16 protein-coding genes are annotated in these 14877 nt (G+C 72.6%); 14 read left to right on the top strand and 2 right to left on the bottom strand.

The window, feature by feature from the left end; all coding sequences use genetic code 11:
- Positions 1 to 10 precede the first annotated feature (10 nt).
- The 8 genes from ACQP2P_RS40815 (at position 11) to ACQP2P_RS40780 (ending at position 10399) form a co-directional block, all read left to right on the top strand.
- Positions 11 to 1984 (top strand): TIGR03960 family B12-binding radical SAM protein, encoded by a 1974-nt coding sequence (locus ACQP2P_RS40815; protein WP_433610296.1) that lies wholly within the window; start codon positions 11 to 13, stop codon positions 1982 to 1984.
- A 70-nt stretch (positions 1985 to 2054) separates the two neighbouring features.
- Positions 2055 to 2801, top strand: a complete 747-nt coding sequence (locus ACQP2P_RS40810; protein ID WP_433619480.1) for a TIGR03936 family radical SAM-associated protein — start codon at positions 2055 to 2057, stop codon at positions 2799 to 2801.
- Between the two features lie 172 nt (positions 2802 to 2973).
- The gene (locus tag ACQP2P_RS40805) at positions 2974 to 5847 is read left to right on the top strand and encodes an Rne/Rng family ribonuclease (RefSeq protein WP_433610294.1); all 2874 of its coding nucleotides are present in this window, start codon (positions 2974 to 2976) and stop codon (positions 5845 to 5847) included.
- Positions 5848 to 5976: 129 nt separating this feature from the next.
- Positions 5977 to 6291, top strand: a complete 315-nt coding sequence (gene rplU / locus ACQP2P_RS40800; protein ID WP_433610292.1) for a 50S ribosomal protein L21 — start codon at positions 5977 to 5979, stop codon at positions 6289 to 6291.
- Between the two features lie 9 nt (positions 6292 to 6300).
- Positions 6301 to 6558: a 50S ribosomal protein L27 gene (gene rpmA, locus ACQP2P_RS40795; protein ID WP_433080144.1), complete on the top strand. Its 258-nt coding sequence runs from the start codon at positions 6301 to 6303 to the stop codon at positions 6556 to 6558.
- Between the two features lie 234 nt (positions 6559 to 6792).
- Positions 6793 to 8241: a GTPase ObgE gene (gene obgE / locus ACQP2P_RS40790; RefSeq protein ID WP_433610290.1), complete on the top strand. Its 1449-nt coding sequence runs from the start codon at positions 6793 to 6795 to the stop codon at positions 8239 to 8241.
- 69 nt (positions 8242 to 8310) lie between these two features.
- Positions 8311 to 9234 carry a GNAT family N-acetyltransferase gene (locus ACQP2P_RS40785; RefSeq protein WP_433610288.1) on the top strand — a complete coding sequence of 308 codons (924 nt, stop codon included), beginning with the start codon at positions 8311 to 8313 and terminating at the stop codon, positions 9232 to 9234.
- A gap of 16 nt (positions 9235 to 9250) precedes the next feature.
- Entirely contained in the window at positions 9251 to 10399 is a 1149-nt protein-coding gene (locus ACQP2P_RS40780) for a hypothetical protein (RefSeq protein WP_433610286.1), read from the top strand.
- Here the strand turns inward: ACQP2P_RS40780 and trpS are convergent.
- Positions 10332 to 11357 (bottom strand): tryptophan--tRNA ligase, encoded by a 1026-nt coding sequence (gene trpS, locus ACQP2P_RS40775; RefSeq protein WP_433610284.1) that lies wholly within the window; start codon positions 11355 to 11357, stop codon positions 10332 to 10334. The genes ACQP2P_RS40780 and trpS overlap by 68 nt on opposite strands.
- A 292-nt stretch (positions 11358 to 11649) precedes the next feature.
- Between trpS and ACQP2P_RS40770 the strand changes: the two genes are divergently transcribed.
- Together ACQP2P_RS40770 and ACQP2P_RS40765 are read left to right on the top strand one after the other, a co-directional pair.
- On the top strand, positions 11650 to 11823 hold the full coding sequence (locus ACQP2P_RS40770) for a hypothetical protein (RefSeq protein WP_433610282.1): 174 nt from the start codon (positions 11650 to 11652) through the stop codon (positions 11821 to 11823).
- Entirely contained in the window at positions 11820 to 12329 is a 510-nt protein-coding gene (locus tag ACQP2P_RS40765; RefSeq protein WP_433610280.1) for a hypothetical protein, read from the top strand. The genes ACQP2P_RS40770 and ACQP2P_RS40765 overlap by 4 nt, the downstream gene beginning before the upstream one ends.
- A 120-nt stretch (positions 12330 to 12449) precedes the next feature.
- Here the strand turns inward: ACQP2P_RS40765 and ACQP2P_RS40760 are convergent, their stop codons facing one another.
- Positions 12450 to 12662: a DUF397 domain-containing protein gene (locus ACQP2P_RS40760; RefSeq protein ID WP_433090347.1), complete on the bottom strand. Its 213-nt coding sequence runs from the start codon at positions 12660 to 12662 to the stop codon at positions 12450 to 12452.
- A 128-nt stretch (positions 12663 to 12790) separates the two neighbouring features.
- Between ACQP2P_RS40760 and nadD the strand changes: the two genes are divergently transcribed.
- From nadD to ACQP2P_RS40740, 4 genes are all read left to right on the top strand, one after another.
- Entirely contained in the window at positions 12791 to 13369 is a 579-nt protein-coding gene (nadD, locus tag ACQP2P_RS40755; protein ID WP_433619478.1) for a nicotinate-nucleotide adenylyltransferase, read from the top strand.
- A gap of 81 nt (positions 13370 to 13450) precedes the next feature.
- Positions 13451 to 13834 (top strand): RsfS/YbeB/iojap family protein, encoded by a 384-nt coding sequence (gene rsfS / locus ACQP2P_RS40750; protein ID WP_433080130.1) that lies wholly within the window; start codon positions 13451 to 13453, stop codon positions 13832 to 13834.
- Positions 13831 to 14430, top strand: a complete 600-nt coding sequence (locus ACQP2P_RS40745; protein ID WP_433610278.1) for a histidine phosphatase family protein — start codon at positions 13831 to 13833, stop codon at positions 14428 to 14430. Before rsfS ends, ACQP2P_RS40745 begins: the two co-directional genes overlap by 4 nt.
- Before the next feature lie 65 nt (positions 14431 to 14495).
- Complete coding sequence (locus ACQP2P_RS40740; protein WP_433610276.1) at positions 14496 to 14876, top strand: hypothetical protein; 381 nt, start codon at positions 14496 to 14498, stop codon at positions 14874 to 14876.
- The last annotated feature ends 1 nt before the right edge of the window (position 14877 follow it).

Genomic DNA, 14877 nt, shown 5'->3' with positions numbered 1-14877 from the left:
CTGGTATTCCGTGAGTGTGACGAGCGTCTTCCCCCAACTCGAGCGACTGCTGCCGCGGATCAGCAAGCCGATCCAGTACGTCGGCGGTGAGCTCGGCGCGGTCGTGAAGGACTGGGACTCGGTCGCCGTCCGCTGGGTGCTGTCCTACCCGGACGCCTACGAGGTCGGCCTGCCCAACCAGGGCGTGCAGATCCTCTACGAGGTGCTCAACGAGCAGCCCGACGTGCTCGCCGAGCGCACCTACGCGGTCTGGCCCGACCTCGAGCAGCTCATGCGCTCCGAGGGCGTGCCGCAGTTCACCGTGGACGCGCACCGGCCGGTCACCGCGTTCGACCTCTTCGGCGTCTCGTTCTCCACCGAGCTCGGCTACACCAACCTGCTCACCATGCTCGACCTGGCCGGCATTCCGCTCGACGCGCGCGAGCGGGATGCCCGGCACCCGATCGTGGTCGCCGGCGGCCACGCGGCCTTCAACCCGGAGCCGATCGCCGACTTCATCGACGCCGCCGTGCTCGGCGACGGCGAGGAGGCGGTGCTCGAGATCACCGCCATCGTCCGCGCGTGGAAGGCGGAGGGGGAGCCCGGCGGCCGCGACGAGCTGCTGCTGCGGCTGGCCCGCACCGAGTCGGTCTACGTGCCGCGCTTCTACGACGTGGACTACCTGGCCGACGGGCGCATCCAGCGGGTCGTGCCCAACCGCGCCGACGTGCCCTTCCGCGTGCACAAGCGCACCACGATGGACCTCGACGCCTGGCCGTATCCGAAGAAGCCCCTGGTGCCGCTGGCCGAGACGGTGCACGAGCGCTACGCGGTGGAGATCTTCCGCGGCTGCACGCGCGGGTGCCGCTTCTGCCAGGCCGGCATGATCACGCGGCCCGTCCGTGAGCGCAGCATCACGACCGTGGGGCAGATGGTCAAGGAGGGGCTCGAGTTCTCCGGCTTCCACGAGGTCGGGCTGCTCTCGCTGTCCTCGGCCGACCACTCCGAGATCGGCGACATGTGCTCGGGGCTGGCGCAGCAGTACGAGGGCACGAACGTCTCGCTGTCGCTGCCCTCCACCCGGGTGGACGCGTTCAACGTGACGCTCGCCCAGGAGCTGTCCCGCAACGGGCGGCGCACCGGGCTCACCTTCGCGCCCGAGGGCGGCTCGGAGCGGATCCGCCAGGTGATCAACAAGATGGTCACCGAGGAGGACCTGATCCGGACCGTCGTCACCGCCTACACCAACGGGTGGCGGCAGGTGAAGCTGTACTTCATGTGCGGTCTGCCCACCGAGACCGACGACGACGTGCTGCAGATCGCCAAGCTCGCGCACGAGGTCATCCGCTCCGGGCGCGCGGCCACCGGCTCGCGGGACATCCGCTGCACGGTGTCCATCGGCGGGTTCGTGCCCAAGCCGCACACCCCGTTCCAGTGGGCGCCGATGGAGGAGCCGGAGGTCATCGACCGGCGGCTCAAGGCGCTCAAGGAGGCCATCAACTCGGACCGCTCGCTGGGCAAGGCGATCGGCTACCGGTACCACGACGGCGAGCCCTCCCAGGTCGAGGGCCTGCTCAGCCGGGGCGACCGGCGCGTCGGGGCGGTCATCCGGCGGGTCTGGGAGAACGGCGGGCGCTTCGACGGCTGGTCGGAGCACTTCTCCTTCCGGCGCTGGGTCGACGCGGCGGCGGAGGTGCTGCCGGCCTACGGCGTCGACCTGGCCTGGTACACCACCCGCGAGCGCGAGCAGCACGAGGTCCTGCCCTGGGACCACCTCGACTCGGGCCTCGACAAGGACTGGCTCTGGCAGGACTGGCAGGACGCCCTGACCGGCTACGAGCAGGACGACTGCCGCTGGACCCCGTGCTTCGACTGTGGCGTGTGCCCCAGCCAGGACACCGAGATCCAGATCGGCCCGACCGGGCGCAAGCTGCTCCCGCTCACGCCGGTCGGCGGGCTGCGCGTGCCGGGGGCCGGAGCCGGGATCGGGCACACGCATGGCTAAGCGGCAGCCTGAGGCCAACCAGGACCCGGTGGTGCAGCGGATCCGGCTGCGCTACGCCAAGCGGGGCCCGCTGCGGTTCACCTCCCACCGGGACTTCGCGCGCGCGTTCGAGCGGGCGCTGCTGCGGGCCAACGTGCCCATCGCCTACTCGCAGGGCTTCACCCCGCACCCGAAGGTCTCCTACGCCTCCGCCGCGCCGACCGGAGTGGCCAGCGAGGCGGAGTATCTGGAGATCGGCCTGCGGGCCGTGGTCGACCCGGACGAGCTGCGCCGGGCCCTCGACGCGGCCCTCTCGCCCGGCCTCGACGTGCTGGAGGCGGTCGAGTCGCCGCTCACCGGCGGGGGCAGCCTCGCCGACCGCATCGACGCGTCGACCTGGCGCATCGAGCTGCCCGGCATCTCCGGAGCGGACGCCGCCGCCGCCGTCCGCACCTTCCTCGACGCGCCCGAGGTGCTCGTCGACCGGCTCACGAAGCAGGGCCGGCGGACCTTCGACACGCGGGCCGCGGTGGTCCGTCTCGACGCCTCTGATCTTGAAATTCTGTCGGATTCCACCATTGGTGACCTACCTTCCGAGGTCGCCGACATACCGTGTGCGATACTCGACCTTGTCGTGCGGCAGGTGACCCCGACCGTGCGACCCGACGATGTGCTGTCCGGTCTGCGCGTTGTGGCCGACCTGGAGCCGCCGGTTCCGCCCCGTGCGACCCGACTGGCTCAGGGAGTGCTGACCGAGCAGGGTGAACTCGTCGATCCGCTCGCCCAGTCCGGCGACGGGGATCGGCCGGCGGCCGTCGTAGGGACTTCGTCGCAGTAGACGACGGCGATCCGCCAAAGTGGCGGGCCGCCGATCGCCGGGCACGAGGTTGGCAGACTTTCGGCGGATCGTCCGTGCGAGCGGATACCTCCGCCGGCACAACATATATGCGGTGCCCCCGTGTGGCTGCGTTGCTACGCGCCCGGGAGCGCCAGAACTGGAGAACGTCCGCATGTTCGACAACAAGTCGGCGAGCGGCGAGACCACCGGCGACGAGCCGGTGGCTGCTGCCGCAGCCAGCGAAGACGAGACCACCGCCCCCGTCCGGCGCACGCGGCGCCGGACCACCAAGGCCACCGCGGCCGCCTCCGCCGAGGCGCCCGCGGCGGATTCCCCCGAGACCCCCGCGGCCGCGGCTCCCGCCGAGGAGCCGGCCCCCGCGCCCACCCGCCGCCGGCGGAAGGTGGCGCCGGCCCCCGAAGCTACCGAAGCCGCCGAACCCGGCGATTCCGGCGAGTCCGGGCAGCAGGCGCTGCCGCTGGACGAACCGCCGCCCGCGCCCGTCAAGGCCACCCGGGCCCGGCGGACCCGCACCAAGGTCGTCGAGCCGGAGCCGGAGCCGCTTGCGGAGCCCGCCGCCGAACTTCCCGCCGAGCCTCTCGCCGAGGCTGAGGCGCTCGCCGAGGCCGAGCCGCTGCCGGTCGCCGAGGCCGAGGAGCCGCTGGGCGAGGAGCTCGCGTCCGAGGACGCCGAGCAGGACGCCGACACGCCCGAGGAGCTCGAGCCCCTGGTCGTGGAGGAGCCCCCGGCGCGCCGGGGCCGCCGCGCCGCGCCCGTGCAGCTGCTGTTCATGCCGCCCAGCGAGCAGGCCGCGCCGGTCCGGGCCGAGCGGCCCGCGCCCGAGCCGGTCGCCGAGGACGAGGAGCTCGCCGAGGAGGAGCCGGTCGGCCGCGGTCGCCGGCGCCGCCGGGGCCGGGCCGCCGCCGAGGAGGCCGTGGCCGAGGCGCCGGTCGAGGCCGTCGAGGCGCCCGTCGAGACCGACGAGGCCGAGACCGACGAGGACGAAGAAGAGGACGAGGACGCCTTCGAGGGCACCGGGCGCCGTCGGCGCCGCCGGGGCCGGCGCGGTCGCGGCCGGGGCCGCGGCAACGGCGTCGACGACCTCGAGGAGGGCGAAGAGGGCGCCGAGGCCGAGGGCGAGGAGGGCGCCGCCGACGAGGAGGCGGAGGCGTCCGCCGACGAGGAGGGCGAGGACGACGGCGAGGGCCTGACCCGCCGCCGGCGCCGCCGCCGGCGCAAGGGCTCGACCGACACCGAGGCCGCCGACGACCCGCACGTGGTCGTCAAGATCCGCGAGCCGCGCTCCGCCGCGCGCGACGAGGTGCAGGGCGTCTCCGGCTCGACCCGGCTCGAGGCCAAGCGCCAGCGCCGCCGGGATGGCCGCGAGCAGCGCCGCACCCGCCCGCCGATCCTCAGCGAGTCGGAGTTCCTGGCCCGCCGCGAGGCCGTCGACCGCACGATGGTCATCCGGCAGAAGAACGACCGCACCCAGATCGCGGTGCTCGAGGACAAGGTGCTCGTCGAGCACTACGTGACCCGGGCCTCGTCGAGCTCGATGGTCGGCAACGTCTACCTCGGCCGGGTCCAGAACGTGCTGCCCAGCATGGAGGCGGCGTTCGTCGACATCGGCCGGGGCCGCAACGCGGTGCTCTACGCCGGCGAGGTCAACTGGGACGTCACCGGGCTCGAGGGGCGAACCCGCACCATCGAGCAGGCGCTCAAGTCCGGCGACTCGGTGCTCGTGCAGGTCACCAAGGACCCCATCGGCACCAAGGGCGCCCGCCTCACCAGTCACATCGCGCTGTCCGGGCGGCACCTGGTCTACGTGCCGCACGGCAACGCCTCCGGCATCAGCCGCAAGCTCTCCGACGTGGAGCGCAAGCGGCTGCGGGACGTGCTCAAGAACCTCGTGCCCGACGGCGCCGGCGTGATCGTGCGCACCGCGGCCGAGGGCGCCTCCGAGGACGACCTCGCCCGCGACGTCAAGCGGCTGCAGGCGCAGTGGGAGGCCATCCAGGAGAAGTCCGGCGGCAGCAGCGCGCCGGCGCTGCTCTACGAGGAGCCCGAGCTCGTCGTGCGGGTCGTGCGCGACCTGTTCAACGAGGACTTCCGCGAGCTGGTCATCCAGGGCAACGAGGCCTTCGAGTCGGTCGAGCCCTACCTGTCGCACGTCTCGCCCGACCTCGTCGACCGGGTGCACCGCTACGCCGGTGCCGGGGACGTCTTCGCCGACCTGCGCATCGACGAGCAGCTGATCAAGGCGCTGGACCGGCGGGTCTTCCTGCCCTCCGGCGGCAGCCTGGTCATCGACCGCACCGAGGCGATGACCGTCATCGACGTCAACACCGGCAAGTACACCGGCGCCGGGGGCAACCTCGAGGAGACGGTCACCCGCAACAACCTGGAGGCGGCCGAGGAGATCGTGCACCAGCTCCGGCTGCGCGACCTCGGCGGCATCATCGTCATCGACTTCATCGACATGGTGCTGGAGTCCAACCGTGAGCTGGTGCTGCGCCGGCTGACCGAGTGCCTGGGCCGGGACCGGACCAAGCACCAGGTCACCGAGATCACCTCGCTCGGCCTGGTGCAGATGACCCGCAAGCGGGTCGGCCAGGGCCTGCTGGAGGCCTTCAGCGAGACCTGTGAGGTCTGCAAGGGCCGCGGCCTGATCATCCACACCGAGCCGATCCCGGAGAAGCGTGGCGGCGGCGGTGGGGGCGGCGGCAACGGTCACAACCACGCGGTGGCCAAGGTCGCCTCGGCCGCGAGCTCGCCCGGCGTGACCAGCGGGGTCGAGGAGGCCGACGCGCCCGCGCCGCGCGGCCGTCGCCGGGGTCGTCGCGGGGCCACCGCCGTCGCCGAGGAGGCGCCGGCGGAGGAGGAGACCGTCCAGGCCGCGGCGGACGCGCCCGAGGAGGCGGACTTCACGCCGATCGCCTCGGACGACGACCCCGACAACATCGACGAGGACGAGGACGAGGGGTCGGGCAACGGGGCCCGTCGCCGCACTCGCCGGGGTGGCGTCCGGCGCCGGACCCGCCCCTGATTTGGGGAGTACGCCACCCGTGGCGTACTCTCCCTAGAGCGCACTTTCGTGCGCGAGGTCTTTTGCGTGCCTGTTACGGCACACATCCCGACCAGCCCGCCAGAGCTCTACGACAGGAGTCCGCGTCCCATGTACGCGATCGTCAAGACCGGCGGCAAGCAGTACAAGGTCGCCGAGGGCGATGTGATCGAGGTCGAGAAGCTCGCGGGCGAGCCGGGCGATGCGCTGACGCTCTCCGCTGTTCTGCTTGTCGACGGCGAGGATCTCATCACCGACGCGTCCAAGCTTGCCAGCGCCGCGGTGACCGCTGAGGTCGTCGCGCACACCAAGGGTCCGAAGATCCGGATCCACAAGTTCAAGAACAAGACCGGCTACCACAAGCGCCAGGGTCACCGTCAGCCGCTGACCCAGGTGAAGGTCACCGGCATCTCCACCGGGAAGTAGGCAAGCGCGATGGCACACAAAAAGGGTGCGTCCAGCTCGCGGAACGGGCGCGACTCCGCCGCCCAGCGGCTCGGCGTGAAGCGGTTCGGCGGCCAGCTGGTCAACGCGGGTGAGATCATCATCCGTCAGCGCGGCACCAAGTTCCACCCGGGCGACCTCGTCGGCCGTGGCGGGGACGACACGCTGTTCGCGCTCGCTCCGGGTCACGTGACCTTCGGCACCAAGCGTGGTCGCAAGACGGTCAGCATCACTCCGGCCGAGGGCTGATCTCGCAGGTTTCCGGCGGCGGGCAGGGGCATAAACGCTCCTCGCCCGCCGTTGCTGCGTTTCAGGAGTGCTCGCGCCCGTCGGGCTGATGCTCGGGGCAGCGTGACCAAACGCGGACCTGGCAGCGACGGCGCGCAGCGCCGAGCGGTGTCTCGCGGGAGGAACGGTCCGCACCACCGCGGACTCGAGTCATGATCTTTGTCTTTGGATCTTTTGTTGGAAGGGTGAACTGCGGTGACCTCGTTCGTTGACCGGGCCGTGCTGCACGTGAAGGCCGGCGACGGCGGTCACGGCTGCGTGTCCATCCACCGGGAGAAGTTCAAGCCGTTCGGCGGCCCCGACGGCGGCGACGGGGGCCACGGCGGCAGCGTCACGCTCATCGTCGACCCCGGCGTGCACACGCTGCTCGACTTCCACTTCCACCCGCACCAGAAGGCCCGCAACGGCAACGGCGGCGCCGGCAACGACCGCGACGGGGCCAACGGCGAGACGCTCGAGCTGCGGGTGCCCGACGGCACCGTCGTGCAGACCCTCGACGGCGACGTCATCGCCGACCTCGTCGGGGCCGGGACCAAGTTCGAGCTGGCCCGCGGCGGGCGCGGCGGGCGTGGCAACGCCTCGCTGGCCAGCACGCGGCGCAAGGCCCCGGGCTTCGCCGAGCTCGGCGAGCCCGGCGAGCAGCTCGACGTCGTGCTCGAGCTCAAGAGCGTCGCCGACGTCGGGCTCGTCGGGTTCCCCTCCGCCGGCAAGTCGTCGCTGATCGCGGCCATCTCCGCGGCCCGGCCGAAGATCGCCGACTACCCGTTCACCACGCTGGTGCCGAACCTCGGGGTCGTGCAGGCCGGCGACGAGACGTTCACCGTGGCCGACGTGCCGGGGCTCATCCCGGGCGCGGCCACCGGCAAGGGGCTCGGGCTGGAGTTCCTGCGGCACATCGAGCGCACCGCCGTGCTCGTGCACGTCGTGGACACCGCGGCGCTGGAGACCGAGCGCGACCCGCTGTCGGACATCGACGCGATCGAGGCCGAGCTCGCGGCGTACGGGGGGCTCGAGGACCGGCCGCGGCTCGTCGTGCTCAACAAGATCGACGTTCCGGACGGGCGGGACCTCGCCGACATCGTGCGGCCCGAGCTCGAGGCGCGCGGGTTCGCCGTGCACCAGGTCAGCGCCGTGACCCACGAGGGGCTGCGGGAGCTCACGTTCGCCATGTCCGAGCTGGTCAAGCAGCACCGGCTGGCCGCGCCGGCGCCGGAGCGGACCCGGATCGTGCTGCGGCCCGTGGCCGTCGACGACAGCGGGTTCACCATCGAGCGCGACGCCGAGGGCGTGTTCGTGGTCAAGGGCGGCGCGCCCGAGCGCTGGGTGCGCCAGACCAATTTCGACAACGACGAGGCCGTCGGATACCTCGCCGACCGGCTCGCCCGGCTCGGGGTCGAGGCCGCGCTCAAGAAAGCCGGGGCCGAGCCCGGCGATCCGGTTCGAATTGGCGCCCGTGAATTCGATTGGCAGCCGAACCTTTTCGTCGAGGAGGAGTTCGTGCCCGGCAACCGGGGCACCGACTACCGCCTCGAGGAGCCGAACCAGCGGGTCGGGGCCGCTCAGCGCAAGGCCATGCGGGCCGCGCGCCGCCGCCCCTACGAGGAGCTGGAAGGTTCCGCTTCGGGCGACGACGACGACTTCTGAGCCGCTCCGCAACGCGATTTGCCAGGTGAGTGAAACATCGGGGAAATCGAGGGTGCGTACCGTCGTTCCATGTTGATCGAGCAACGTCCATCGGACGACTCGGAGGTGATCGCGCTCGTCGTCGACCAGCAGGTCGAGCTGCGGGCGCGCGACGGTGGCCGGGAGGGCCACGTGTACTCGGTCGACCCGGCCGCCCGCTACCTGGTCGCGGTCGTCGGCGGGGAGGCCGTGGCCTGCGGCGCGCTGCTCGCCATCGACCTGGACGCGGCCGAGGTGACCCGGCTCTACGTCCGCCCGGGCTACCGGGGCCGCGGCCTCGGCCGCCGGATGCTCGCCGCGCTCGAGGACCTCGCCGCCTCCCGCGGCCACCGGGTGCTGCGGCTGGAGGCGGGGGTCACCGCGTCCGAGGCCATCGCGCTGTTCCTGGGGGCCGGCTACCGGCCGATCCCGCGGTTCGGGCGGTACGTGAAGTACGAGGGCAGCCGGTGCTTCGAGAAGCGCTTCGACGAGGCCGGGCGGGACCTGTCGGTGATGCGCCGGGCGGTGACCGACCCGGGCATTGCCGAGCTCGTGACGCTGGCGGCGGACGAGACCGCGCACCGCTACGGCGACCCGCAGGCCCGCCGGTTCCCGCTCGACCCGCGCGCGAAGTTCGTGCTCGCCTCGGTCGGCGGGGTCGCCGCCGGGTGCGGGGCGATCCAGCCGCTGGACGACCAGACGGTCGAGGTCAAGCGGATGTACGTGCGGCCGGCCTACCGCGGCAACGGGATCGCCCGGCGGCTGCTCGCCCTGCTGGAGGACCTGGCCGCGGGCTCGCACTACCTGTTCATCCGACTCGAGACCGGCGCACGGCAGCCGGAGTCGATCCGATTGTACGAATCAGCCGGTTACCGACCGATTCCGCCGTATGGGCCGTACGTACACAGCCCGCTCAGCCTCTGTTACGAAAAACTCGTGATTGCCCCCGAGCCCATCGCGTCGGAGCTCGGCTGAGGCTAGTGTCGCTTCGGTGGGCATCCTCGAGCGGCTGACCCGACCGGCCCGTTCACCACGGGAGCGCTTCGCCGACCAGGTCCTGGCCGAGCTGCGCAGACTCGGGTTCACCGACGCCGAATTCCGCCCGACCCAGTTCGCCATCGTCTGCGAATGTGGCCAGGACGCGTACAGCACTCTCTTCCTGTCGAAGGCGTTTTCGCAGTACCAGCGCAAACCCGGCGACCGCAAACAGTTCGTGCGGGAGTTCGTGGCGCACAGCCTCACCCCGCCCGTGCAGCCGGCCAGCTTCGCCGAGGCGCTGCCCGAGCTGCGCCTCGCCCTGCGCCACGCCGCCCGCGGGACCCGCACGCTGCGCCGGCCCGCCCTGCCGCACCTCGACGAGGTCGTGCTCGCCGGGGACGTGCCGCTGGACATCGACAGCCCGGCCCGCTGGGGGGTGAGCGCGGAGGCGATCTTCGCCGCGGCCCATCACCGCACGCTCGCCCGGGCGGAGCTGCCCTCGTCGGCCGGGTTCTTCGGGCCTTCGGTCCTGCACGTGCCCGACTACGGCGGCGAGCAGCTGGTCTCGTGGGTGCTGCTGGAGGGCTGGCTGGCCGAGCTCGACGAGCAGGTCGGCGGCCGGGCGGTCGCGTTCCTGCCCAGCACGCTGATGCTGCTCGTGTGCGCCGACGAGCCGCGTCTGGTCGAGCAGTTGTACGAGCTCGCGGCGGACGAGTACGCGCGCACGCCGCGGCCGCTCTCGCCGATGGCGTACACGACCGACGACGAGGGCCGCGTGGTGCCCTTCCTGCCCGAGCGCGGGCATCCGGCCTATCCGGCCGCGGCGCGGGCCGCTCGGCGGCTCGCCGTCGACGTCGCCGAGCACCAGCGGCGCACCCTGGGCGATCCGCGGCTGGCCGGCGCCACCCTCACCGCCCGGCCGGACGGCACGGCGTTCACCTCGGCCCAGTGGGCGGTCGGGACGCCGGCGCTGCTGCCCGCCGTGGATCTGGTGGGCGTGTCCGTGCCGGGCGAGAAGGTGTTCCACGTGCCGTGGGCGCTGCTCGTCGAGGCCGATCTCGTGCTCGAGGAGATCGAGTACCGGCCCTCGCGCTTCAGCGTGACGCCGGCACCGTCTCCGGCGTCGCTGGGCTACCTGCGCGAGCGGGCCGTGCGCTGCTGAGGCCCATGGCCGCCTTCGTGCGGGCCACGGTCGCGTCGGCGCGTTCGGCGGCGCGCTCGGCCCCGGCGGCCAGGACCTGCTCGATGTCGTCCTCGCTGAGGGCGTGGTAGCGGCGCTGGATCGGCTCCAGCAGGGCGATCACCGCGTCGGCGGTGGCCCTCTTGAGCGCGCCGTAGCCGGTGTGACCGGAGGCGATCCGCCGCGGGTCGTCCCCGGTGGCCACGGCGAGCAGCTCCAGCAGGTTCGACACGCCCGGCCGGTTCTCGGGGTCGTAGGCGACCTCGCCGGCCGTGTCGGTGACCGCCCGCATGATCTTGCGGCGGAGCACGTCCGGCGGGTCGAGCAGGAACAGCACGCCGTTGCTGGACGCGTTCGTCTTGCCCATCTTCACCGCCGGGTCCGCGAGGTCGGCCAGGCGCGCGGCGATCGCCGGGTGCGTGGCCCGCGGGACGGTGAAGACGGGGCCGTGGCGCTCGTTGAAGCGCATCGCGAGGTCGCGCGTGAGCTCGACGTGCTGGCGCTGGTCGCGGCCGACGGGCACCTCGGCGATGTCGTGCAGCAGGATGTCCGCGGCCATGAGCACCGGGTAGGTGAGCAGCGACAGGCGGGTCCCGCTGCCGCCGCCCTTCTCCTTGAACTGGATCATGCGGTGCGCCTCGCCGTAGGTCGCGACGCACTCCAGCAGGTAGTGCAGCTCGGCGTGGGCGGGCAGGTCCGACTGGCGGTAGAGGATGGTGCGCCGCGGGTCCACGCCGGAGGCCAGCAGGAGTCCGGCCACCTGCAGCGACAGCTCGCGCAGGCGCTGCGGATCGCCCGGGACGGTCATGGCGTGCAGGTCGGCGACGAACACGATCGTGGGCTGGTCCTGGCCGTCGACCACCGGGCGGATCGCCCCGACGTAGTTGCCGAGCTGAAGCGGGCCGGTGGGCTTGAAGCCGGAGATGCGGCGGTCGGACATGGGACTCGTTCCTCCTGGGTGGGGGAGCCGCCGGGCCCGGGCGGTGTCCGCACACACCGAAAAGCCGCCCGGATTCCGGGCGGCCCTGGTGGTCTGTGGGGTTGTCGCGATGCGCGAAGTCTGGCCGCCCCTCAGCGGGCGCGCCAGCTGTTCTGTCGGACGGTTCGCGACGACATGGGGCTCATAGTAGCAGCGGTCGGGAGATGTCAAGGGGGCGTTGCTGGCCCCTCCCGGGCGGGGGATTTTGGTGTTCGCTGGTGGGGGCGGGGAGGCGTCGGCGGGGGAGGAACCTGTGTGGAACGACGAGAACGCTGAGGAACGGGCCTGGCTGCGGCTGGAGTGCCCGGGGTGTCACGGCTGGCTCGGCATCCCGGCGGCGGTGCCGCGAGGGCCGGCGGCGGACCGGGTGGCGCGGCGGATCGACGCGTTCACCCATCGGCACCGGGCGTGCGGGCGGCGGCCGTGATGCGCCTGCGGCAGTTCCGGCTCCTGGTGGCCGGGGAGGTGCCCGAGACGGCGGCGGACGCGCTGTTCGGGCGGGCGGACGACCTGTGTGTGGAGACGCTGCCGGGCGGCGGGGCGCTGCCCGTCGTGCCGGCCCTGGACGACGGCGCCGGGATCGGGGCCGGGGCGCGGTGGGTCGCCTGGGTGGCCTTCGACCGGCCGGCGCCGACGCTGGTCGACGCCGTCGTGTCCGGGGTCCGTGACCTGGACGTGGCCGGGCTCGGGATCGCGGCGGCGATCGCGGACGACTCGCTGGTCACGGCGGCGACGGTCGCGGAGCGGGTCGGGCGGCCGGTGGCCGTCGGGCCGGGCCGGGTCTTCGACTGGGGCGAGGTGCTCGAGCGCCTCGGCGGCGACCCCGGCGGGGATGAGGAGGCGGCGTTCGAGGCGGTCACGCTCGCGCTGCGGCTGCGCGCGCTCGCGCCGCGGCTGGAGCGGATGACCCCGATCCGGTCGCTGCTGGTGTAAGGCGGGGCTGCGGCGGGCCCAGAAGCCGTCTGCGCGCGCCCCGCGAGGCCGGGTTACAGCAACCGCCGGCCAGGCCTCCGCGGGGCGCACGCAGCGCTTCGGCTGGGCGGGCGGGGCGGCTCAGACGTCGAACTCGCCGTCCTTGGCGCCCGCCACGAAGGCGTCCCACTCGTCCTGGGTGAAGACCAGGATGGGGCTGGCCGGGTCGGCGCCGTTGCGCAGGCCGATGAGGTCGTCGACGAACGCCACCTCGACGCGGCTGCCGTGGCTGTCGCCGGGCGCGGAGCGCCACACGGCGCGGGAGCTGTCGAAGTCGCCCTTCGGGTGGGACATCGTCATGCGCGTCACCGTACCGCTTACCGACCGTGTTCGCCGTACCCGCCGCGCTCGTTCGGGTGATGCTGCACACGTCCCGGCTCCGGCGTAGCGATCACTACGATGCCCTGATGCGTGTTGGCATCATGGGCGGCACCTTCGATCCGATCCACCACGGGCACCTCGTGGCCGCGAGCGAGGTGGCCGACCGGTTCGGGCTGGACGAGGTCGTGTTCGTCCCGACCGGGCAGCCGTGGCAGAAGAGCGAGTTCACGGTCAGTCCGGCCGAGGACCGGTACCTCATGACCGTCATCGCCACCGCCTCCAACCCGCGCTTCACGGTCAGCCGCGTCGACATCGACCGCGGCGGGCCCACGTACACCGTGGACACGCTGCGTGACCTACGTGACTCGTACGGTGCCGATGCCGAGCTGTTCTTCATCACCGGCGCGGACGCGCTCGGCAAGATCCTGTCGTGGAAGGACGCATCCGACCTGTTCGAGCTCGCGCACTTCGTGGGCGTGACCCGGCCCGGGTTCGAGCTGAACGCGTCGCACCTGCCGGCCGACACGGTGAGCCTGGTGCAGGTCCCGGCGATGGCGATCTCCTCCACGGCGTGCCGCCGGCGGGTCGCCGAGGGCAAACCGGTCTGGTATCTGGTGCCCGACGGGGTGGTGCAGTACATCGCAAAGCGGGGTTTGTACCGAAAAGTCGGAAACATCTGAGGAGCACAATGTCGTGCTTGCGTGAGAGGCTGGAACCAGCCCGGCGAACCTTGGCCGGGGTGGTCCGACGAAGGGAGTCCGGTGCCCGCCACTGAGCGTGCCCGCGAGCTGGCGCTCACCGCCGCGCAGGCGGCCGCCGACAAGAAGGCCGAGGACATCGTGATCCTCGACGTGGCCGACCAGCTGGTCATCACCGACGCGTTCCTGCTCGCCTCGGCGCCGAACGAGCGGCAGGTCCTGTCGATCGTCGACGCGATCGAGGAGCGGCTGGTGCAGCTGCCGGAGAAGGCGAAGCCGGTGCGCCGCGAGGGCGAGCGCGGTGGGCGGTGGGTCCTGCTGGACTACGTCGACATCGTGGTGCATGTCCAGCACACCGAGGAGCGCGAGTTCTACGCGCTCGACCGGCTGTGGAAGGACTGCCCGCAGATCGAGTTCGTCGATCGCGATCTCCCCGCGACCGCATGACGCTGCTGGTTCTGTGGCGGCACGGTCAGACGGAGTGGAACGCGGCCCGGCGGCTTCAGGGGCAGACCGACACGCCGCTGTCCGCCCTCGGCATCGAGCAGGCCGCCGAGAGCGCACCGCGCCTCGCCGCCCTGCGGCCGGCCGTGCTCGTCTCCAGTGACCTGCAGCGCGCCGCCACCACGGCGGGCGCGCTGGCCGCGGCCACGGGGCTGACCCCCACGCTCGATCCGCGGCTGCGCGAGCGCGGGTTCGGGGAGTGGGAGGGGCTCACGCACCCCGAGGCGACCGCGCGCTGGCCCGAGGCGTTCGCCCGGTGGCGGCGCGGCGAGGAGGTCGGCGACGCCGGCGTCGAGGAGTTCGGCGCCGTGGCGAAGCGCATGGTCGCCGCGCTGCAGGACGCGGTCGACGCGGCCGGGCCCGACGCCGTGGTCGTGGCCGCCACGCACGGCGCGGCGGCCCGGTTCGCCACCGTGGCGCTGCTGGGATGGCCGCTGGAATACGCCCCGCTGCTCGGCCCGCTGCACAACTGCCACCGCACCCACCTGCGGCACGACCCGTTGCGCGGGTGGATGCTGGACGCGCACAACCTGCCCTGATCGGCGGCGAACCCGTCCTCGTTCCCGCCCGGAACCGTCCGGGCGGGTCTAGCGTCGAAGGTGTCATGAGGTTTGTAACGCTGATCGTCGCTGGTGGGCTCGCGCTGGGCGGGCTCGCCGGGTGCGGCTCGACGTCGGAGCCGGTCACGGCGCCGCCGCCGTCCATCGTGCCGCCCGCCCCGTCGTCGGACGCCCCGTCGGCCCGGCCGTCGCTGACCCCGGGCTCGGCCCAGCCGCTCGTCTCGGTGCGGGGCACGGTCAAGGACGGCGTCGAGCCCGGCTGTGTGCTGCTGACCACCGAGAAGGAGACCTACCTCCTGCTCGGCGGCGACCGGGAGTCGATGAAGAGCGGCAAGACGCTGACCGTCTACGGCACGCCGGAGCCCACCATGATGACCACCTGCCAGCAGGGAATGCCGTTTCGTGTGAGCCGGGTCGAGAACTAGG

The organism is Dactylosporangium sp. CA-139114 (assembly GCF_050955725.1).
Classification (GTDB): Bacteria; Actinomycetota; Actinomycetes; order Mycobacteriales; family Micromonosporaceae; genus Dactylosporangium.
The sequence above is the reverse complement of the archived record's forward strand: the minus strand, read 5'-3'. Positions and strand labels throughout refer to the sequence as shown.